The following is a 20,312-nucleotide window of genomic DNA, read 5'->3' on the forward strand; positions in this document are numbered from 1 at the left end:
CCGGATTGCCGATAGTGCCGCCGCTGACGATCGATGTGCCCGACATCTGCCACGATGCCAGCGTGCCGTCGCGGCCTCGAAACAGCAGGTCGCTCGCCCCGTCGCCGTTGAAATCACTCGAGACAACATAGCGGTACGAACCACCCGGGTTGCCGATATTGCCGCCGCCCGAGATCGCTGTGCTCGACAACTGCCACGACGCATATCCGCCGCCACTCGAGCGGAACAACACGTCGCCCACAATATCGCCGTTGAAATCCGTACCCGTCGGCAGACGCAGCGTGACGTCGGCAAAGCGCAAACGCTCCACACCCGATATCGTGTCCGTACCATCAGGAGAACCACCGCGCAGATCGGTCACGGTCAGCAGACCCGCCCCGTTCGACACAACGCTGTAATCCGCCCGGTTGCCGCTGAACACCGCTGTATCAATACCAACGCCACCTACCAGCGTGTCGTTGCCCGCCCCACCGTCCAGAACGTCATTCCCACCCTGGCCGGTAGCCATGTCGGCGACAAAGATATCGTAGGTGCCATTGGTATCCGCCGGTACGAGCGTGAACGCGTCGCCGTCAAAGGCGACAAATCGGCCATCGGCACTGATCGAGGGCAGCTCCGAACTGTAGAAAAGCGAGCCATTCCCTTGCGTTCCACTGTCGGAAGCTGAAACGAGTTTCGTCATGTGCGTGACGCGATCGTAAACGAACACGTCTGCAATGCCGTTAGTGTCACCCGCTACGAGATTGGATGCAAGGCTGTTGAAGGCGAGATATCGCCCGTCGAAACTCAATGAAGGATTGGAACTGAAAGAATTTGCCGACCCGCCGCCAAGCGCGACGGATGCCCGCTCGGTCACATGGGTGACGCGGTCATAGACATAGATATTCTGCTGCGAGTTGACCTCACCGGGGATCAGGTTCGTCGCTGCGCTCGAATATGCGACAAATCGTCCGTCGCCACTGATCGTAACGGATTCGCTTCCGCTGTTGGATTGCGCGCCGCCGCTTGCGATCGACACCCGTTCGATCGTCGAGGTGTTCCGATCAAAGACAAAAACATCGCGCGCGCCGTTGGTATCGCCGGCGACGAGATTGGATGCCTCGCTCCAGAAAACGACATAGCGTCCGTCGGCGCTCAGAACCGGTTGATAGCTACTGCCATTCGCTTGCGTGCCGTCGCTTGCGATCGACACACGTTGCGTGGCGCCCGTCGCGCGGTTGAACACGAAGATGTCGTCGAAGCCGTTTGTGTCGCCCGACACAAGATTGGTCGAACCGCTGCGGAACGCGACCGACTGGCCGTCGGCGCTTATCGATGGATCGTTGCTGTAATTGTTTCCCTGGACACCGTCCGAGTTGATGGACACACGCTGGATTGCCTGAGCCGTCCGATCATAGACGTAAATATCGTTCGTAGACCCGTTGGCGTCGCCGGCCACGAGGTTGGTGGCTGCGCTGGAAAATGCGATATAGCGCCCGTCGCCGCTGATCGAAGGATGGTCGGCGCCGAAGCCCGAGAATCCATTCTCTTGCGCGCCATCGCTTGCCACCGAGACACGTACCGTTGTGTGTGTGACGCGATCGTACACGAACACGTCGTTCACGTCGTTCGTGTCGCCCGCCACCAGATTCGTGGCGGAGCTAACAAAGGCGATGTAGCGCCCATCGGCGCTGATCGAGGCGCCTGCTCCGGTGTTGAGGTGGTTCGGGCTGCCGCCGTTCGCCTGGGAACCGTCAGTCGCGACTGAGACGCGTGCCAGGGGTTGCTTCGCAACATCGCCCCGCAGGACATCGTTTCCAGCTCCCCCGGTTAAAACATTGTCGCTATTGTCGCCGGTCAATGTGTCGGCACCCGAGCCGCCGATTAGGTTCTCGATGCTCGTCAGCACGTCTGTGCCGACATTTGAACCGGTCGCTGATCGGGTGTCCAAATTGGCGATGACACCTGCCGTGTCATCGCGATAGTCTGCCGTGTCGCTCCCGGCACCGCCATCAAGGCTGTCGTCTCCTGGCCCTCCTCGCAAGGTGTCGGCACCGTCCAATCCAAACAGATGGCCAATGCGCGAGCCGGCGAAGAGTGTGTCGGCATCGCTACTTCCGTATTCGCTGATGTTCTTCAACGTGTCGCTACCCGGCGTCTGCACCGCGTAACTATCGATGCGGTCGGCCAACAGAACGACCCAGATGCCCCCATACTCGGCAATGCCCATCGTGTCGTTGGAACCAACTGTAGTCCAACCGTTCTGGATAGCCAGTGCAGCCAAGACAGAAGCGGGATCAGTGCTGTTCGAGGCTATGACAAACATCTTATAGCGCCCCACAGGGGCACCCTCTCCGACAATCGAATCCAGTTCGCCGGCGAAATGCTGCTCAAAGGCGCTGCCATCGGACCATCGCGTGGCCCATTCTCCCTCCGTTTTGCCAATCGCTTCGTTAACCGCGCGACCTGCTCCGTTGGCAACGACGTCAAGCGCCTTTCGATATGCTATCGCTGACAATGCGGCATCCAATTGCGTCCCGTGCGCGGCGCCTGATGCTGCAATCGCGGCAGCGGCGACCGCGTGTTCTACGGCCCCGACGCCATCAGCCGAAAGTTGACCGAACGGCGCCGTAAACAGCGCAGAATTTCCCAACACGGCAGGATCATTGTTGAGTACGGTAAAGGCAAGATCGGGCCGCGCTAATGTTTGTCCGGCGTTTGGTTGATAGCCTAGGTCAATCCCGATCATAATAAAATGATCATAGGCACTACCTACGGCTCCGCTCATTATCGCCTGCCTGGCATCGCCATGTTGACTAAGATAATAGTCACTATCAAATGATACAACATAATTTCTGGCGCTTGCCATTTCTGTAATATTTAAATCCCTACTAATTTGATTTTCATTGTACTTTGTCAGATCTTCAACACCATCCCACAAAAAATCAACTTCGCTTCTAACATTATCTTGAAGAAAATGTTCATAAATAAAACGAGAGGCAACTGGTAGGGCCAAGGTTCCGATAACGCCGCCGATTGGTCCACCCAAAACGAAGCCTCCGAGCGCACCGCCAATCTTGCCGACATACTCGAACGCCCACGCACTAAAATTATCAACGATTTCTACCGCTAGTTGCTCTGCAGCGTTATTATCTCCAGCCAGAATGACATGATTTATAGCTGGCGCCCAATCAATCACAATCCCAATGGGTCCAAATATTTTTTTGGCGTTGTCAGAAATATTGTGAGCAAATGTAATAACTTCTTGGTGATTCAGTTTTCCAAGAGTTAATTTTAAACCGTACCAGAAATCATCACTCAACAATGCCTTGATCAACTGCGCGGGGACGAGCGAGACAGTATCATTTATGAATTTAGCAGCTTGATTAAGTGGTGTGTCGGTCGATGGAGGCAGTGTAATTGGTGGTGGTGTCGCCTGAGTGCTGACACTCAGGCGATACCCCCCAGTACGCGCGCCATCGCCCCCCGATCCGACGCGGACATAAGCAGTACCCGTAAAATCGGCGTCATAGTAGTATGACGTAACTTGGCTTGATCCACCCTCGCCAGTGATATGGTTGAACCCCGGTCCGCGTACCGTCAAATAACCACTGGAAAGCGCCCCAGCGCTCCCTTGCGCCTCGCCCGTCAGCACGAATTGATAGCGATGTCCGGCAACGACGGAAGTCGTGAACACGTCCTTGTCGCCGGCCACTTCGACCACGCCTTTTCCGAAACTATTTGGATTCAGAATGCCGAATGAGCCCGTGTCGTTTGGATCGTCCTTAAAATCATCGGCGACGGTCGTGTCGGTGACATTTTTCACCGTAACGGAATAGCCACCTTGGTCGGTTGCCGAGCCTCCGCTACCAACGCGGAAGTAATACGCCCCCGTCACATCGGCGACGATCGTCTTTGCAACATCGAAACCAACGGAACTGGTCGTCAGGACGTCATCGAAATTCTGGCCGCTGCGAATCGTGAAAACGCCGGCGGGCAACGTCGAACACGTCATCCGGAATTCGTAAGCCTGCCCCTGTACGAGGGAAACCTGAAAGACGTCCTTATCACCCGAAGTATCATTCGCGTCAGCAGGGCCGATGGCCCCGGTTCGTGATCCGCCTACGCTGATGGCTCCGATTGGCGCGGTTGAATCACTTGCTTCATCGGCAAAGTCGTCGCCGACCGACGTACTGTCCGCGAGACTAACTTGATAACCCCCCACCTTGTCCTGCGGAGCCGCGCCGCCGCTGGCACTGATTGCGAGAAAGTAAATTCCCGACAATGCCGGTGTGAAGTCGAAGCTGGGCGTGGCTCCCGTTGCGGTCGGATCGGGCGTCTGAATATTGCCCGCAGAGTCCCGCAGGCGGATTCGGACGGTGTCCAGAGTATCGACGCTACTGACATTTGCCGTCGCGGAAAAATGGTAACTATGGCCTGCGGTGAGCGAGACACGGAAATAGTCCCCGTCATAAGGATCGCCGGAAAGATCGGCGTTGTCGATGGTGCTCGATATGGTTTGCCCCACCACAAGTGCGGCGGTTGTACTGACGTCGCCTCTGATCGTGTCTGTTGTTGAGGCCGGCGTTATGTCCGCAGCGGCAAGCCGGTAGGTGCCGATGCCAGTGACCGTGGAAGATCCGGCCGACAGAAAATAGGTGCCGCTTGCCGTGGCTGTGTAGTCGATCTGACTGTCGAGACCATTGCCATTGTCGTCATCGAAAGTGATCGAGGTGCCGAAGCTATCGCGCAACCGCAGGAACGGATCGGGCAGCGTTCCCTGACCGCTGTCGTGAGCCTGCAAATCAAAACGGTAGCTGTGCCCCGCCACGAGCGTAACCTTGAACCAGTCTGTGTCACCGGTCGTCCCTATCGTACCAGTTGTAGCGCTACCGACGCTTACAATCCCTGTTGTCGATGCGTCTCCGGGATAGTCGTCGGACGGCGAATTTGAAGCCGTGACCGTAACCGTGATGGTTTTGGTGGCGCTGGTAGCGCCCTGGTTATCGACCACGTCGCAGGCGATGTCGTTGGTGCCCGCACTGGTGCCAGTGAAATATCCCACCCGGCTCAGATTGGCCGCCGAAACCGAAATCGACGTCCCCGAGATATGAGCGCCGTCGTAGGTGAAATATCCAGCACCCGGCGTGCTGTCGTAAAAATTATAGGTTGCCACCGAACCATCCGGATCGCTGGCGCTGAACAACTCGGTAACCGCATGCTGCTGATTGATCGAGTAACTGTGATTGCTGCCCGACACGACCGGTGGCTGATTGGCGGCTTGCGTCGCGCTCACTGTCGCTGTCACGGTCGAATTGAACGCGCCGGCCTTATCGGTGACGTTGAACCCGATTGTGTCGATCGATCCGTTCGATCCGACAACATAGCTCCACTGGCTGATCTCGCCGATCGGCTGGTCGGGCGTGAGTTGCCCGTCGGGCCAGGCCGAACCGTTGTGCTGGAGGTGCCCTCCCCCATTGGTCTGGTCGCGTACGTCGAAGCTGACGATGTCCGACGATCCATCGACATCCGAATAGGTGAAGAGCGTCGATAGCGGAATCACCGTGCCCGGCGCTGCGGTCTGATTATGCCCCGTTGCGGTCGGCGCGTGGTTTACCGTTGCGCTCACCGTCGCCGTGACGGTCGCATTGAACGCGCCCGCCTTGTCGGTAACATTGAACCCTATCGTATCGACTGATCCGCTCGACCCAACCACATAGCTCCATTGGCTGATCTCGCCGATCGGTTGGTCGGGCGTGAGTTGTCCGTCGGGCCACGCCGAGCCGTTGTGCTGGAGGTGCCCTCCCCCAACGGTCTGGTCGCGTACGTCGAAGCTGACGATATCCGACAAGCCATCGGCATCCGCATAGGTGAAGAGCGTCGATAGCGGAATCACCGTGCCCGGCGCTGCGGTCTGGTTTTGCCCGGTCGCGGTCGGCGCATGGTTTACGGTTGCACTCACCGTAGCGGTGACGGTCGGATTGAACGCGCCAGCCTTGTCGGTAACATTGAACCCGATCATATCGACCGATCCGCTCGACCCCACGACATAGCTCCATTGGCTGATCTGGCCGATCGGCTGGTCCGGCGTGAGTTGACCATCGGGCCATGCCGAACCGTTGTGCTGGAGGTGCCCTCCGCCGCTGGTCTGGTCGCGGACGTCGAAGCTGACGATGTCCGACGATCCATCGGCGTCCGAATAGGTGAAGAGCGTCGATAGCGGAATCACCGTGCCCGGCGCCGCAGTCTGATTATGTCCCGTTGCGGTCGGTACATGATTTGCCAACGCTGTCAGTATCGGGTCGAATACGGGACTGGTGCCCGACACGACCCGATCGCCTGTCTCAATCGCAGTTTCACTCAGCGAACTCAGCAAGTAGCGCGTACTTTCGATCCCAAGGGAGCGCACGATCGGCTGATAATGGACCGATTCGTCGATTCGCAGCGGCCGACCCGCAAGTCCAAACGACCAGATTGCAGCGGAATTACCGAAATAGCGGCGCATTGAACCACCACCCTTCAAAAAAACCAACTTTGATTCGTTAGTTTAGGCCGTATTAATTATATCAGATTCGCCGTCGCGAACAGGCTTCCGTTTCTCAGCATGGCTTCAGCCATCACTTCAGAGGAAAATGCTATCGCAAACCCAATGACAGCCAGGCCAGGCGATCCGGGCTGTCAAATTGTGAAAGAACGGAAATGAGCCGACACACGGCTGGACCCTCGAGACCGACTTGCCTGCGGATCACCTGGACTCAAGCAGCGAATCCCTATTCATCTATAAACATGCGATTTAACCAATTGTAAGTAAATGACATTTGGAAAATATTTCACAAAGTAAGTTATGGAAAGACAGTGGCAAGCCGGGTGCCAAGCGCACCCTCCAGGAACCTCTGACATAATTGTCCAACGCCAGTGCTGGGTACTGGCAGCAGCGCGTAAACGCGCTCGCGTGAAATCATCGTTGGCCTGAACAATTTGGCCAAATCCCTCCCCCACAGCGTGATTCAACATCCCGTACGCACCCATTATCCCCCGCCGCCATGCCAGCCGGACACCCCACCCCCTACAAGCCCGAATGCGCCGACACCGCGCGGCGGCTCTGCCGCAACGGCGCGACCGATATCGAGGTCGCCGACATTCTCGGTATCTCGGTGCGCACCTTCTATCGCTGGTGTCTGCTGCACGACGATTTCAGCGCTGCCGTCCGCGTCGGCACGGATGCCGCCGACGACCGTGTCGAGCGCGCGCTTTACCAGCGTGCGGTCGGTTACGATTATGTCGCGGAGAAGATCGTCACGCCCAAGGGCGGTGGTCCGGTTGTGATGTTCCACACCGTGCACGTGCCCGCGGATGTCCGCGCCGCACTCCACTGGTTCGCCATCCGCCGGCCCAAACCCTGGGCGCGCCTCCCCGAGCAGCCCGAGATCGACATCGCCAAGATCGTCGCCGAACGCCGCCAGCAGGTCGCGCGAGAAAACGAGCGACAGGCAGCCGAAAACGCGGTCCGCTTCACCACCGCCGTCGAGACCGAAGTCGCGCGACGGCTGGCCGCGCCGTGACTTCCCCCGCGCACGATTGCCTGTCGCCCACCGCTCGGGCAAGGCGCGGCGCGGCACACGCGCTCAACGCCCAGGCGAATTACTGGATTCCTGAACCACTTGCCTGTGCCAGCATCGCCGCCCGCCGATCCATTTCGAGCCTTCATTCTTACGCAAGATGCGATATGAGCGCTTGGCCGATCTGCTTCGCACCTTCAGGTTGTAAAGCGAGTGATCGCATTGGGGCTGTGATTTGATGAACGTCCGGACGACTGATGCGCTCCGCGACGCCTTGACGCGTTGCCGGCGGCATTTTGTCGCAGCGGTCGGTTTCAGCGCGCTGATCAACCTCCTCTATATCGTGCCAACCCTTTACATGCTGCAGGTCTATGACCGCGTCGTGCCGACCCAGGGTCTGCAGACGCTGCTGTTCCTCACCCTCGTCCTGATCTTCGCGCTGGCGACCCTGTCGTTGCTTGACCGGGTCCGCTCCCGGCTGCTGGTCCGCGCCGGAGTACAGCTCCACGCCGCGCTGGCGCCGCTGATCCTCGACGCCACGATCGGCCGGCCCGACCTGCCCGCCGCGCGCCAGGCGCTGCGCGAGTTCGATCTGATGCGGGCGACGCTGACCGGGCCAAGCATCATCGCCGCGTTCGATGCTCCGTGGATTCCAATCTATATTCTCGTCTGCTTCCTCGTCCATCCCTGGGTCGGCGCGATCGCGATCGTCGGCTGTACGATCCTGCCCCTGATCGCCTGGGCCAATGAAAGCGCGACACGCAAACGCCTCGATCGGGCGCAGGCGATCGCCAGCCTGTCCTATTCCAACCAGGAGGTCCTGCTCGGATCGGCGGACGTCGTCCGCGCGCTGGGCATGCGCCGCGCAATGGTCGCGCGCCAGATGCATCAACGCGTCGCGATGATTCATGCGCAGACCGAGGCCAATTTCGCCGCCGGCGGCTATCTGACCTTCACGAAGTTCGTCCGCCTCGCACTCCAGTCGCTCGCCCTCGGCCTCGGCGCGCTGCTGGCGGTGGACGGCCTGATCTCGGCCGGGGCGATCTTCGCATCGTCCTTCCTGATCGCACGCGCGCTTTCGCCGATCGAACAACTGATCGGATCATGGAAGCCGCTGGTTCAGACGCGGCAAGGCTATATCAGCCTCAATGCGCTGCTGGCCTCGGCACCGGCCCATGCCCTGGAGACCCAATTGCCCGCGCCGCGCGGCGCATTATCGCTCGAGGGCGTCACCGTGCTAAACGATGCCAAGGATGGGGCGCTGGTCAACGGCGTTTCGTTTTCGGTAGCGCCCGGTGAAGTCGTCGCGATCATCGGGCCAAGCGGGGCCGGCAAGTCGACCCTCGTCCGCAGCGTTGCCGGGGCGCTGATGCCCGACCGGGGCACGATACGGCTCGACGGGTCCGACACCAAAGACTGGGATCCGGAGCGACTCGCCCAGCACATCGGCTATGTCCCGCAGGATGCGGTCCTTTTCGCCGGCACGGTCGCCGAAAATATCGCCCGCTTCTCTGGCGAAATGGAGACCGACCGCGCCGGGCTCGACCGGGCGATCGTCGTGGCCGCGGAAAAGGTTGGCGCGGATGCGATCATCCGCAAATTGTCCAACGGCTATGATCACATGTTGAAGCTGGGGGGACGCGGCGTGTCGGCCGGCCAGGCGCAGCGGATCGCGCTCGCGCGGGCGGTGTTCCGCAACCCCAGTTTGCTGGTCCTCGACGAGCCCGATGCTCATCTCGATTCGGACGGAGACGCGGCGCTTCTGACCGCGCTCGCCGCGCTCAAACGTGAGGGAAAGACGATCGCGATCGTCTCGCACAAGCCGGGCATTTTGCCGATCGTAGACAAGATACTCGTCCTGCGGGAAGGAAGACCCGAAATGTTCGGACCGCGCGACGAGGTATTGCTCAAGCTTTCTCCACAAAATGCGCGGCGTGTCGCGCCTCGCGCCCCGATGGCCAACGCATGACCGACATGTCGCTCCCGTTCGGCAAACCGACGATCATCGCCGACGATGACCGTCGCGTTGCCGATCCTTCAACGGAAATTCGTGCTGGCCTCGTGATCGCCGCGATCTTCTTTGTTGGCTTTCTCGGCTGGGCCGGCTTTGCCCGGCTCGACGCGGCTGCCTACGCGCCGGGCACCCTGGTCGTCTCCGGCCAGCGCCAGGCGGTGCAACACCGTGAGGGCGGGGTGGTCGGCCAACTCTATGTGCATGAGGGCCAGCGCGTCGTGCGCGGGCAGTTGCTGGTGCAGCTCGCCGCCGCGGAAGTCGGGGCTCAGGAACGTGCGCTTGCCTCACAGGCTATTCGACTGCTCGCGCAACGCGCGCGTCTCCAGGCCGAACAACTCGATCAATCGCATATCGCCACGCCACCTGAGTTCACGGCGTTGTCACCCGAAGACAAGACGAACGCGGCGATCGCAATGCGCCTGCAAACGACTGAACTCGCCGCGCGCGCTGCGGTCCTCTCGGCGCAGCGCAGCGCGCTCGGCCAGCGCGTGTTGCAGGCCGGAGAACAAGGGCGCGGCTACGGCGAACAGGCGATTTCGGCCAGGGAACAGTTGCGCCTGATCGACGAGCAGATCGCCGCGTTGAAACCTGTCGCCGACAAGGGTTTCGTATCACAGACCAGAATGCGCGAGTTGGAACGTCTGCGCGCCGAGATTGAGGGGCAGCGCGGCCAATATTCCGCCAGCGTGGCGCAAACGCGAGGGGCGGCGCGCGAGAGCGAAATCCAGGTGCTCGAAGCCGAGCGCACCTTCCGCGAACGCACTGCCTCCGACTTGCGCGAAGTGGAGAATAGTCTCGGCGAGATATTGCCGAAATGGGCTGCCGCACGCGACCAACTCGCCCGCACCGCGATCCGAGCGCCGGCAACCGGGGCGGTGGTGGGTCTGTCGATCTTTACGCCAGGCGGCGTCATCGCGCCAGGGCAGAAGCTGATGGACATCGTGCCAGAACGCTCGCAATTGCTGATTCAGGCGCGGATTGCACCCGACGACGCCGACGATCTGGCGATCGGACAGCGAACTTTGGTAAAATTCACGGGTTTGCATGAACGCACCCTGCCTAATCTGGAAGGGCATTTGACCAGGCTGTCCGCCGACAGCTTCACCGATGAGAAGTCCGGCCAGAGTTACTTTACATGCGAGATCGTGGTCCCCGGAAGTCAGATCCGGCTTATTCGACAGATCCGCGGTAGCAACTTCCTGCTCCGCGCCGGAATGCCTGTACAGGTGCTCGTCCCACTAAAGAAGAGGACCGCGCTCGATTATGCGCTGGAACCGCTAATGGGTAGCTTTTGGGCATCGTTTCGAGAGCACTGATTTCGAGAATGAAATGCCTGCGCCATTGATAGGCGACAAATCACGACATGAATCTCGAGAACTCAGGCAGTTTGGCACACCGCCAAAGAGCCTCCTCGAAGTCGCGCTGCCAAGATCCAAGTTGCGGCTGTTAGACCGCCGCCAACATGCGGTCAAGCGACGCCGGGCGGGGAATTTCACCTTGATATGCAGGGAATATCTGCGATAGCGACGGCCATGGCTTGCGCTGCAGGCAGGCCGCTTCGGCCGGTTTCAGCGGATAAAGTGGAATAGCAATAGCTCGATCATTTGCGCGTGCTCCGGTCTCTCCTCGCTGCGGAGCCTCTCGGCGTGTTCGTTCGATCTGATGTCACCGGTCCTTCGGCTTCGGTGACCGCGATGGTAAGTTTGGTATTGGCTACGTGGTTGGCTCTTTGAAAAATGATTCTGTCAGTGCAACATCCTTTTCGTCGCTTTCTCGGCGAGATAGCGGTGCCGAACTTTCTGAAAACCCGAGGGATCGGGCTGTTCATTGCTGTCGTTGCGTTTCCCACACTGGTGGCGATTGTCTATTTCTGTTTGCTTGCGTCCGACGTCTATATCTCGGAAACGCGGTTTGTGGTGCGCGCGCCAGGCAAGTCGAGCACGTCTCCGCTCGGCACGATTCTAAGCGGCGGCGGGTTCGCCAGCGCTAACGATGACAGCTATGCTGTGGTCGACTATGTCCGCTCGCGCAACGCTCTTTCCGACAGCAACAAGGACGACATGGTTCGCCGCGTCTACAGCGAGCCCGGCATTTCCATGCTCGATCGATTCGACAGCCCGTTCCGCGGCCGGACCACCGAACATCTATACCGATACTTCGGCGACAAGGTGGACATCTCGTTCGATTCCTCCTCCCAGATCACCACGCTACAGGTCAGGGCCTATTCCCCTGAAGATGCGCGGGCGCTGAACGAACGGCTGCTCGAGCATTCGGAACGGCTGATCAACCGGCTCAGCGAGCGGGGGCGAACCGACGCGATCCGGAGCGCACAGGTCCGCGTGGAGGATGCGCGCAGCAAGGCCCGTAACGCGATAGTAGCCCTGGGCCAGTTCCGCAATTCGAGCGGGATCATCGACCCCGAAAAGCAGGCTTCGATCAATCTGCAAATGATTTCCAAGGTGCAGGATGCATTGCTGGCCGAACGGACGCAGCTTGCGCAGCTTGAGGCCTATACGCCGCGCAATCCGCAGATTCCGGCGTCTCGCACCAGAATTCGCGTCCTGGAACGTGAAATCGCACGACAGTCTGGCAACGTCGCCGGCGCACCAAAGTCGCTTTCGGCGGCAGCGACGCGATACCAGCAATTGCAGTTCGATGCCGATTTTGCCGGCAAGCAACTGGCAATCGCGCTCGCGGCGCTACAGGAGGCGGAAAACGACGCCAGCCGCAAGCAGATCTACGTCGAACGGATCGCCGAACCGAACTTGCCAGACTACCCGCTCGAACCCCGCAAATTCCGGAGCATCCTGGCCACGCTGGTCCTGTCCATGCTCGCCTGGGGCGTGCTGGTGACGCTGACGACCGGGATCAGGGAGCACCGCGACTGATGGCCCTCCCGGTCGACGAGAACCCTAGCCTGCTTGACAGCCTTCGGGTCCAGCGTCGGGTCATTGGCGCCCTGTTCATGCGCGAGGCGTTGACCCGCTATGGTCGGCATAACATCGGTTTCCTGTGGCTGTTCGTCGAACCGATGATCTTCACCCTAGGGGTCACCGCGCTGTGGACGGCTACCAAGATGGTCCATGGCAGCGGCGTGCCGATCGTAGCCTTTGCCCTCACCGGCTATTCAAGCGTGCTCCTTTGGCGGAATATGCCGGGACGATCCATCGGTGCGCTGCTGGCCAATGTGTCTTTGCTCTATCACCGCAACATAAAGGTGCTCGACATTTTCCTGGCACGACTCATGCTAGAATTTGGCGGCGCGACCATATCGTTTTTCGTCCTCAGCCTCGTCTTCATCTCCATTGGTTGGGTCGAGCCGCCGGAAGATATCTTGGAGGTGGCTGCAGGCTGGCTCATAATTGCATGGTTCGGTTCGGCGCTCGCAATCTGGCTCGGGGCGATGAGTCATGAAAATGAGTTGGTGGACAAAATCTGGCACCCCTTCTCCTACTTGCTGTTTCCCCTGTCTGGCGCTGCGTTCATGGTCGATGCGCTGCCCAAGGCAGCACAGAATGTTATTTTGTACATTCCCATCGTTCACGGTGTGGAAATGGTGCGCGAAGGATATTTCGGGTCAAGGGCGCGAGCTCATTTTGACCTTTCCTATATTCTGCCATTTTGCCTGGTTCTTACCGCTTTAGCGCTGCTCGAGGTGCGCAAGCTCGCCGCTAGAGTGGTTCCAGCATGATCCGGCTTAACAACGTCAAGAAAGTCTACCCGACGCGCTTCGGCGATCGGCTAGTGCTTGGCGGGATCAGCTTCGACCTTTCGAAAGGTGAGCGCCTTGGCATTCTAGGCAGGAATGGCGCGGGAAAATCCACAATGGTGCGCTTAATCAGCGGCGCTGAGCGGCCTACCTCGGGAACGGTCGAAAGGCACATGTCGGTGTCATGGCCGCTCGCATTTGGCGGCGCATTTCAAGCCTTTCTGACCGGTCGAGACAATGTCAGATTTATCAGCCGAATTTATGGTCAGGATTTCGAACGAAATATTGCTTTTGTCGAGGAGTTTTCCGAGCTGGGGCAATATCTTGGAGAACCTGTACGCACTTATTCGTCGGGGATGAGGGCGCGATTGGCTTTTGCGATTTCGATGATCATCGAGTTCGATTGCTTTCTGATCGACGAAATCTCCGCCGTCGGCGATGCCAGATTTCACGACCGCTGCAACTTCGAGCTGTTCGAGAAGCGGTCAGATCGGGCGATGGTGATCATTTCCCACGACCCTGGCTATATCCGCGATTTTTGCAGTCGCTGGGCCATTCTCGACAAGGGTAAGTTCACAGAATTTGACGATTTCGATGTCGCATATGGTGCATACAAGGAAGTGATCGGCATAGCGGATAGCTCTCTTATCGCTGCCGACTCGTCGTTTCTGGACAGCGTCCGCAACAGATTGCGTCTTTTGGAATATTCATATCGGAAAGCAGGTGTTGACGATCGTTTCAGGGCGCTTGTTAACGAAGCCGGATTCGCTGCATCCAGGGCCGACTGGACACGGGACCAGACCGATTGGAAAGCGGCTGAAGATTCCTACGCTGCCGCACTGTCGGTATACCCTTTTGAACGTAGCTATTGGCTCGTACTCGGCCATGCTAAAAAGGAACAAGGCGACTTGGCGGGGGCGGAGATTTGCTATCGCACCGCGGCAGCGTTTGGACAACCGGCACAGGATGTAGCGATCCATCTGGCATTCGTGATCGAACATCAGGGCTTTGATCCCCAAGATTATCCGCTGCGGGCGTTTGCTCGAACGCTGCTGCCGCAGCAAATACCCGGTAAACCCGACCTTGAACTTCTGAGTTATATCTTCTGGGGCAGTTCGGTCATCGATGACGCTGAATGCCTTAGCTTCCTGAGAGAAAAGGATTCGCTCGATCAAGTTGCCCAATCCATGGTGCTTGATGAACGTTGCCTGCTGCGGCCTGCCAGGGTGATCGGCGCGAATCGTGAGGATGTGGTTGAAGGCTCTATCAAGCAAGAACACCACGACCAACGCCTGGACTATATCTTGGCCATCTTTTTCACGGACCTGAGCGGTCCGGCGCGAGAGCGTCTGCGCCCCAAACTTAGAAAATCATCCGACATTCTCAGCGAAATTCTCGAAAGAGATCTTCTCTCCGATTGGGAATTAACCAAATCAGCCATTAGCTCAAGCAATGCTGACATCACTCTTCAGTAATCGGTGGGGCAAAATGAATTCAGCAGTTGAACAAGGTGACACTCGCAGTGTTTACAACAAAGAATATTTTGAGGGAAACCGATCCAAGAGTAATTATAGCGGATACGTCGAGGCTTCCTACGGCCCTTCTCGCATGCTTGCGGAATGTCTCTACAAATTCTTTCGCCCGCTCAACGCGCTGAATGGCGGCTGCGCCGTCGGGCATGACGTCAAGCGCATGGCAGAGTTGGGTATCGATGCGCACGGCATCGATATCTCGGATTGGGCCGTGCAACATGCCAACACGCCGCGCATCGAGCAGGCAGATCTTTCGACAGACCTGATAGCTCGTCAATACGACCTCGTTTACAGCTACGATGTCGTGGAACACATCGCTCCCGAAAGGCTGGGTTTCGCCATCAACAACCTCTGGCAAGCGACCAAACGAGATCTTCTTATTGTCCCCGCGACTTACGAAAACGGAGAGACGTTCGACCCCGATGAGCCGACGCATCTCATCTTTCAGCCTTACACGTGGTGGGTTGAATTCATCGCGGCCCAGACTGGCGCTCGTTTCGATGAAGAAGCCACAAAGCGGTTTTCCGAAGAGGAGCATTCAAAGATTTTTGCTTATTCGCACCGCGTAATGATTTTTACGCGAATTGGCGCTTGAAAGCAGAGCAGCAATGGATGTCCCGCAGGTTTTCATTGTCGTCCAGGGGCTTTTTGAAAAAAGTGATTCGATCGGCTATGATGCCGTATTCGAATATAAGATATTGCGTGAAATTCATGGCGAGCCGCGCGTGCGTATCTTTGCGGAACGTTTTGATTCGCAATTACATGCAGGCATTCCGATTGAGCCGATTGCCGATTTTTGGCAGCATCTGCAAAAATCCACTGACGCTACCGTCATCTACCACTATTGTGACGGATGGCCCGAATTCGATGATCTTTTATTGAGAGCGACCGGTGATTTCGTTGTCCGGTGGCATAACAACACACCCCCATGGTTCTATGGTGCAACGCATCGTCGATCAGTGGAGCGAACGGTCGCCGGATTTCGGACGATCCTGAAGTTTATCGAGAAACCCGACCTGCGGTTCTGGGTGAACTCCAATTTCACATTGAACCAGTTGTTGGCGTTGGGCGCCAACCCGGCCCGCGCTGCCGTGGTGTATCCCGGCAGCCGGTTTCTGGATCATGAACACGCCAATGCGAGAGCCGCTGCTGCAGAAGAGTCTGACTCGTTCGGTGCGACCAAAGACCGGCCAGTCCGGCTACTGTTCGTCAGTCGCGTGGTGGCCCATAAGGGGCATCGTCATGTGGTGACGTTCGCAGGGGCGCTGCAAAGAGCGCTCGATCAAAAAGTTTCCGTTACCTTTCTGGGCCGGGACGATCCCGCAACCACATTAAAATCCAACCTTTCCGCTCTTGGGCAGAAAGAAGGGCTGGAGGTGTTGCTGATGGGTGAAGTCAGCGAGGACGAACTCTACCGCGCATACTGCGAAGCCGACCTATTCGTATGTTTTTCCGAACATGAGGGCTTTGGAATGCCGGTCTTCGAGGCCATGCGGGTCGGCCTGCCGGTGATGTGCCTGGGCCGAACCGCGTTGCGCGAATTGATGCACGCTCATCCCTTCACGCTCGACGAGCTCGACCTGGCAAAAGCGATCGCGGCCGCGCGCCTTTTGGCAGACAACGAAACCCGCAACGCAGTTCTTGAGATCCAGGCATCCCTGCTCGAGACCTACACATCGCAGGTGATTTCCGATCAACTCGAAGCGGGAATGGCAGGAATTCATGGGCCGTGGACGCGCAGCCTCCCCAACATTAGCGCGAACGAAGCCCGGTCCATGAAAATTCGCTCAAAGATTGCGGATAATATTGTTAAAACAGACGATCAATTTAATCAGCCGATAGAAATTTCCGACAACTTCGTAACTGTATACGATATTCAATCCTACGAGAGTTTGCTCAATCGCGCGCGCGGCGTCGATACATTGATCTCGACCGAAGGTGGGGGTGACTACATCACCTTGTCTCACCGCGAGTTCGTGACCAGCGACGGAACCTTGCTGAATGAGGGGATCGCCTTTTCGGGAGCTGCAGCCAACAAAAATCCATCGCATGTGATTTACGGCCCATATGTGAAGTTTGCGCGAGGGTATTTCTCCGCGGATTTTGACTTTGAGGCTGATAGGAACGGCGATGAGAGCGTTGAACTTGAACTCGATGTCCTGATCGAGAACAACTGGCGGGTCGCCAAGCGAAAGGTCACGGTCAAGTCGATCCGCACCGGTCCGCCGCCGCGATTGCTCTTTCCGGTCCTCATGGAAGGCGCGATCGCGGAGTTCCGGATTCAGGTCTCACGGCGCGGCAACTGCAACCTGCTTTTCAAAGGCGTTACGATCCGCAACATGCGTCAGGCCGTCGCCGGTCTTCGAGACAAGGACGCTGCCTCGTTGTTCAGGCTACCGTGGTTCAGGTTCAAGGCTCCGTTTGGTTCGTCATTGGGTGGGGTCCCCGCCCTGGCGAGGAAGCATTTCGCCCGCGGCGATCAGATGCGGGACCGCGGCCTGTGGAATGATGCGGCGGGATCCTACGCCGCAGGACTCAACTACTATCCCGGCGCTTTCTCGTATCTGGTCCAGCTCGGTAATTGCTTAAAGGAAGCAGGGCGATACCAGGAAAGCGAAAAAGCATATCAGCAGGCTTTGGCGATAGAGCCGAACGATCAGGACGCTCACCTGCAGATCGCGCGTCTCTATCGTTTGTGCGACCGCCCCGAAGAGTTCAACTTCCACCTGCTCATGGCGGCTCGCGTTGACAGGCCAACGGCTGAGGCCTTGTTCGAGCTGGGGGAGAAAGGCGCAGATGCCGCGTTCGTCTCCAAGCTTCTCACGAAATGAACGAGCATTGCTCCAGAGGCGCGCCTTCCGATGAAGCTTAGTATCGACGCTTTCAATCTCGCTCGCCCGCATGGCACCGGGATTGCGACTTACGGGCGCACGCTTGCCCAGGCGGCTACGACGCTGGGGCACGACGTCAGCTTGCTGTTCGGGGACAAGACAGGCGATTCGAGGGACCCGTTACTCAACGAGGTCGCACTGATGGACGCGGGGCGGGACCGCCATAACAAGCTGCCGGTCCCTGCGCTCGTCCATTACGGGGTTAGCGGACTGGCCGGCACCCTCAAGGCTCGCAGGGGCTTTGAAGTGCCGATGTCCGGGCAGGTGGTCATGCCCGTCGGATTGCCTCGGGAAGCCAATCGCCTGTGGAACGTGCCCAACGTCTTCGTCAGCGCGGATATGGCCTTCCGGGCGACGGGACGCTTTACGCCGATTGCAAATTTCGGGGTAGACCTTGCGCATTGGACTTACCCTTTGCCGGTCCGCATGCCCAAGGCTCGTAATGTCTACACGTTACACGATCTTGTGCCGCTGAAACTGCCTTACACAACTGCCGACACGAAGCGGACTTACTACAGAATGTGTCAACGGATCGTACGCGAGGCCGATCACATTCTGACCGTTTCGGAATGTTCGCGTCGCGACATCATGGAAATGCTGGGTGTCGAATCTGGCCGCATCACTAATCTCTATCAAGCCAGCGACACCGCACAGATGATCGAAGGCGTCAGTGACGCCGATATCGCGTGTTACACAGAAGGCATTCTGGGTGTTCCGTCGAAGGGATATTTTCTGTTTTTCGGTGCCATCGAACCCAAGAAGAACGTCGCGCGCTTGCTGGAAGCCTATTTGGGCAGCGGAACAAAGGCACCGTTGGTCGTTGTCGGAGCGCCGGGTTGGGGCAGCAAGAAGGACATGGCCCTCATAGAATCGATGGCCGCGCTCGACACCGGCAAGCGCGTCAAGTGGCTGGGTTACCTTCCGAGAGCGACGCTGACACGGCTGATTGCCGGCGCACGCGCCGTGCTGTTTCCTTCCTTGTACGAGGGCTTTGGTCTACCGGTATTGGAAGCGATGGAACTCGGGACTCCGGTCATAACCAGCAAGATCTCCTGCCTTCAGGAAATTGGTGGGTCGGCTCCACAATATGTAGACCCCTACGACGTGCAGTCGATCTTGTCTGCGATTCGGGCGGTTGACGCCGACGATGATCTACGCGCTGACATGGCGTCAAAAGGGCTCGTTCAGGCGAGACAATTTAGTTCGGCCGCATATCAAGCCAGATTGGCTGAATTTTACGGGACCATTCGATGACCTTTGATCGCGTTTCCAACTTCTCTCCACGCCGACGCCCTGAGCCACGCGATTGGCTTACGATTGCCGTAGCCGCATCCGCCATCACAATTTCGGGATGTACGAGCATGGGTGCTTCCGGGCCGTCGACCGGCGCGGTCGTGAAGGCTCCTCAGCGCAACGGGCGAGTTCGGGCGATTGTGCTGAACGAAGCGGTCGTGCGCAGTGTGGTCGCTGCGGAAAGTCGCGACACCTTCGCGAGCAGGCTCGGCAATGTCGCGCAGCGCCATGGTCTGATCGGCGCGGGTGATGTACTGGACATTTCGATCTGGGAGGCTCCGCCAGCAGTGCTGTTCTCGAGCGGTGCGGGCAGTTCGGCCGGAACGGCTGCGCCGAGCGTAGCGCAGGGCGCGAATTTCCCGTCGCAGATGGTCGATGCCGACGGCGCGATTTCGATACCTTTTGCCGGCCGCATCCGGGCAGTCGGCCACGCGCCGGACGATGTCGCCCGCGAAATCCAGGACCGGTTGCAGGGCAAGGCCCATGATGCACAGGTTCTGGTCCGGATCGGGCGTAACCAGGGCGCAAGCGTGACCGTTGTCGGTGACGTGGTGAACAGCCGCAATATCGCGCTGACCACACGAAACGAACGCCTGCTTGATGCTCTGGCTGAAGCTGGAGGGGTCCGCCAGCCGGTCGACAAGGTTTTGATCCAGGTTACGCGCGACAACACCGTCGTGACCCGCCCGCTTGGCGCCATCATTCGCGATCCGCGGGAGAATGTGCCGCTAATGTCGAACGATGTCGTCACCGCACTATTCCAACCTTACAGCTTCCAGGCACTAGGCGCGTTTGGATCGAATGCTGAGGTGCCGTTCGAAGGCACCGGAATTTCACTGGCCCAGGCGATCGCGCGGGTCGGCGGGCTGCAGGACAACCGCGCCAACATCAAAGGCGTCTTCATTTTCCGGTTTGAGGATCCTGCCGCCCTTCCCCCGGAAATTCGCCTTGGCGCCCCGCTGACCCCGGAAGGCAAAGTTCCGGTGATCTACCGCGTCGACATGAGCGATCCGTCGACTTTCTTCGTGATGCAGAGCTTCCCAATGCGTGACAAGGACATCGTCTACGTCTCGAACGCGCCCATCGTCGATTTCCAGAAGTTTGCCGGCTTGGTCTCTCAGATGGCCTTCTCCGTCGCCGGCATTGTCACGAATATCCCCTAGCAGCGTCGCAAGCTGCACGTCGCCTTGGCCCCGGACACGTTGCCGTCACCTCAACCAAACGGCATGAAGGAGTCGGGCTCTACCCCTGGAATGGTGATGCTCAGAAGAACACGTCACGCTGAACTTCATCCTTGAAAACAGGGATATGATGTATGTGGCGACCGCAAAGTCC

General features: G+C 58.4%; 11 protein-coding genes. 10 read left to right on the forward strand and 1 reads right to left on the reverse strand.

The features are described 5' to 3' along the window. A partial coding sequence (locus U1839_RS17745) for a pre-peptidase C-terminal domain-containing protein (protein WP_332804920.1) occupies positions 1 to 6,484 on the reverse strand: 6,484 nt, incomplete at its 3' end. A 538-nt stretch (positions 6,485 to 7,022) separates the two neighbouring features. On the opposite strand from U1839_RS17745, the gene U1839_RS17750 reads away from it, so the two are divergent. The 10 genes from U1839_RS17750 to U1839_RS17795 all read left to right on the forward strand — a co-directional run bounded on the left by U1839_RS17750 (position 7,023) and on the right by U1839_RS17795 (position 20,140). Next, complete coding sequence (locus U1839_RS17750) at positions 7,023 to 7,541, forward strand: helix-turn-helix domain-containing protein (protein ID WP_332804921.1); 519 nt, start codon at positions 7,023 to 7,025, stop codon at positions 7,539 to 7,541. A 235-nt stretch (positions 7,542 to 7,776) separates the two neighbouring features. Continuing rightward, positions 7,777 to 9,507, forward strand: a complete 1,731-nt coding sequence (locus tag U1839_RS17755) for a type I secretion system permease/ATPase (protein ID WP_332804922.1) — start codon at positions 7,777 to 7,779, stop codon at positions 9,505 to 9,507. Continuing rightward, the gene (locus U1839_RS17760; protein ID WP_332804923.1) at positions 9,504 to 10,868 is read left to right on the forward strand and encodes an HlyD family type I secretion periplasmic adaptor subunit; all 1,365 of its coding nucleotides are present in this window, start codon (positions 9,504 to 9,506) and stop codon (positions 10,866 to 10,868) included. Before U1839_RS17755 ends, U1839_RS17760 begins: the two co-directional genes overlap by 4 nt. Before the next feature lie 420 nt (positions 10,869 to 11,288). Then, complete coding sequence (locus U1839_RS17765; RefSeq protein WP_332804924.1) at positions 11,289 to 12,440, forward strand: KpsE/RkpR family capsule polysaccharide export protein; 1,152 nt, start codon at positions 11,289 to 11,291, stop codon at positions 12,438 to 12,440. Beyond that, entirely contained in the window at positions 12,440 to 13,243 is an 804-nt protein-coding gene (locus U1839_RS17770) for an ABC transporter permease (protein WP_332804925.1), read from the forward strand. The genes U1839_RS17765 and U1839_RS17770 overlap by 1 nt, the downstream gene beginning before the upstream one ends. Next, positions 13,240 to 14,736 carry an ATP-binding cassette domain-containing protein gene (locus U1839_RS17775; protein WP_332804926.1) on the forward strand — a complete coding sequence of 499 codons (1,497 nt, stop codon included), beginning with the start codon at positions 13,240 to 13,242 and terminating at the stop codon, positions 14,734 to 14,736. Before U1839_RS17770 ends, U1839_RS17775 begins: the two co-directional genes overlap by 4 nt. After that, positions 14,714 to 15,388 (forward strand): class I SAM-dependent methyltransferase, encoded by a 675-nt coding sequence (locus U1839_RS17780; protein ID WP_332804927.1) that lies wholly within the window; start codon positions 14,714 to 14,716, stop codon positions 15,386 to 15,388. The genes U1839_RS17775 and U1839_RS17780 overlap by 23 nt, the downstream gene beginning before the upstream one ends. Positions 15,389 to 15,401: 13 nt before the next feature. Then, a complete protein-coding gene (locus tag U1839_RS17785; RefSeq protein ID WP_332804928.1) occupies positions 15,402 to 17,624 on the forward strand; it encodes a glycosyltransferase family 4 protein in 2,223 nt (740 codons plus the stop codon). 30 nt (positions 17,625 to 17,654) lie between these two features. Continuing rightward, complete coding sequence (locus tag U1839_RS17790) at positions 17,655 to 18,938, forward strand: glycosyltransferase family 4 protein (RefSeq protein ID WP_332804929.1); 1,284 nt, start codon at positions 17,655 to 17,657, stop codon at positions 18,936 to 18,938. After that, positions 18,935 to 20,140 carry a polysaccharide biosynthesis/export family protein gene (locus tag U1839_RS17795; RefSeq protein ID WP_332804930.1) on the forward strand — a complete coding sequence of 402 codons (1,206 nt, stop codon included), beginning with the start codon at positions 18,935 to 18,937 and terminating at the stop codon, positions 20,138 to 20,140. The genes U1839_RS17790 and U1839_RS17795 overlap by 4 nt, the downstream gene beginning before the upstream one ends. The last annotated feature ends 172 nt before the right edge of the window (positions 20,141 to 20,312 follow it).

Source organism: Parasphingomonas halimpatiens, from assembly GCF_036663795.1.
Lineage (GTDB): Bacteria > Pseudomonadota > Alphaproteobacteria > Sphingomonadales > Sphingomonadaceae > Sphingomonas.

Bases quoted from the DNA above. Each gene is read 5' to 3' on its own strand.
- U1839_RS17785 (WP_332804928.1), top strand. From the start codon at position 15,402: ATGGATGTCCCGCAGGTTTTCATTGTCGTCCAGGGGCTTTTTGAAAAA.
- U1839_RS17760 (WP_332804923.1), top strand. From the start codon at position 9,504: ATGACCGACATGTCGCTCCCGTTCGGCAAACCGACGATCATCGCCGAC.
- U1839_RS17775 (WP_332804926.1), top strand. From the start codon at position 13,240: ATGATCCGGCTTAACAACGTCAAGAAAGTCTACCCGACGCGCTTCGGC.
- U1839_RS17790 (WP_332804929.1), top strand. From the start codon at position 17,655: ATGAAGCTTAGTATCGACGCTTTCAATCTCGCTCGCCCGCATGGCACC.
- U1839_RS17750 (WP_332804921.1), top strand. From the start codon at position 7,023: ATGCCAGCCGGACACCCCACCCCCTACAAGCCCGAATGCGCCGACACC.
- U1839_RS17755 (WP_332804922.1), top strand. From the start codon at position 7,777: ATGAACGTCCGGACGACTGATGCGCTCCGCGACGCCTTGACGCGTTGC.
- U1839_RS17765 (WP_332804924.1), top strand. From the start codon at position 11,289: ATGATTCTGTCAGTGCAACATCCTTTTCGTCGCTTTCTCGGCGAGATA.
- U1839_RS17795 (WP_332804930.1), top strand. From the start codon at position 18,935: ATGACCTTTGATCGCGTTTCCAACTTCTCTCCACGCCGACGCCCTGAG.
- U1839_RS17780 (WP_332804927.1), top strand. From the start codon at position 14,714: ATGCTGACATCACTCTTCAGTAATCGGTGGGGCAAAATGAATTCAGCA.
- U1839_RS17770 (WP_332804925.1), top strand. From the start codon at position 12,440: ATGGCCCTCCCGGTCGACGAGAACCCTAGCCTGCTTGACAGCCTTCGG.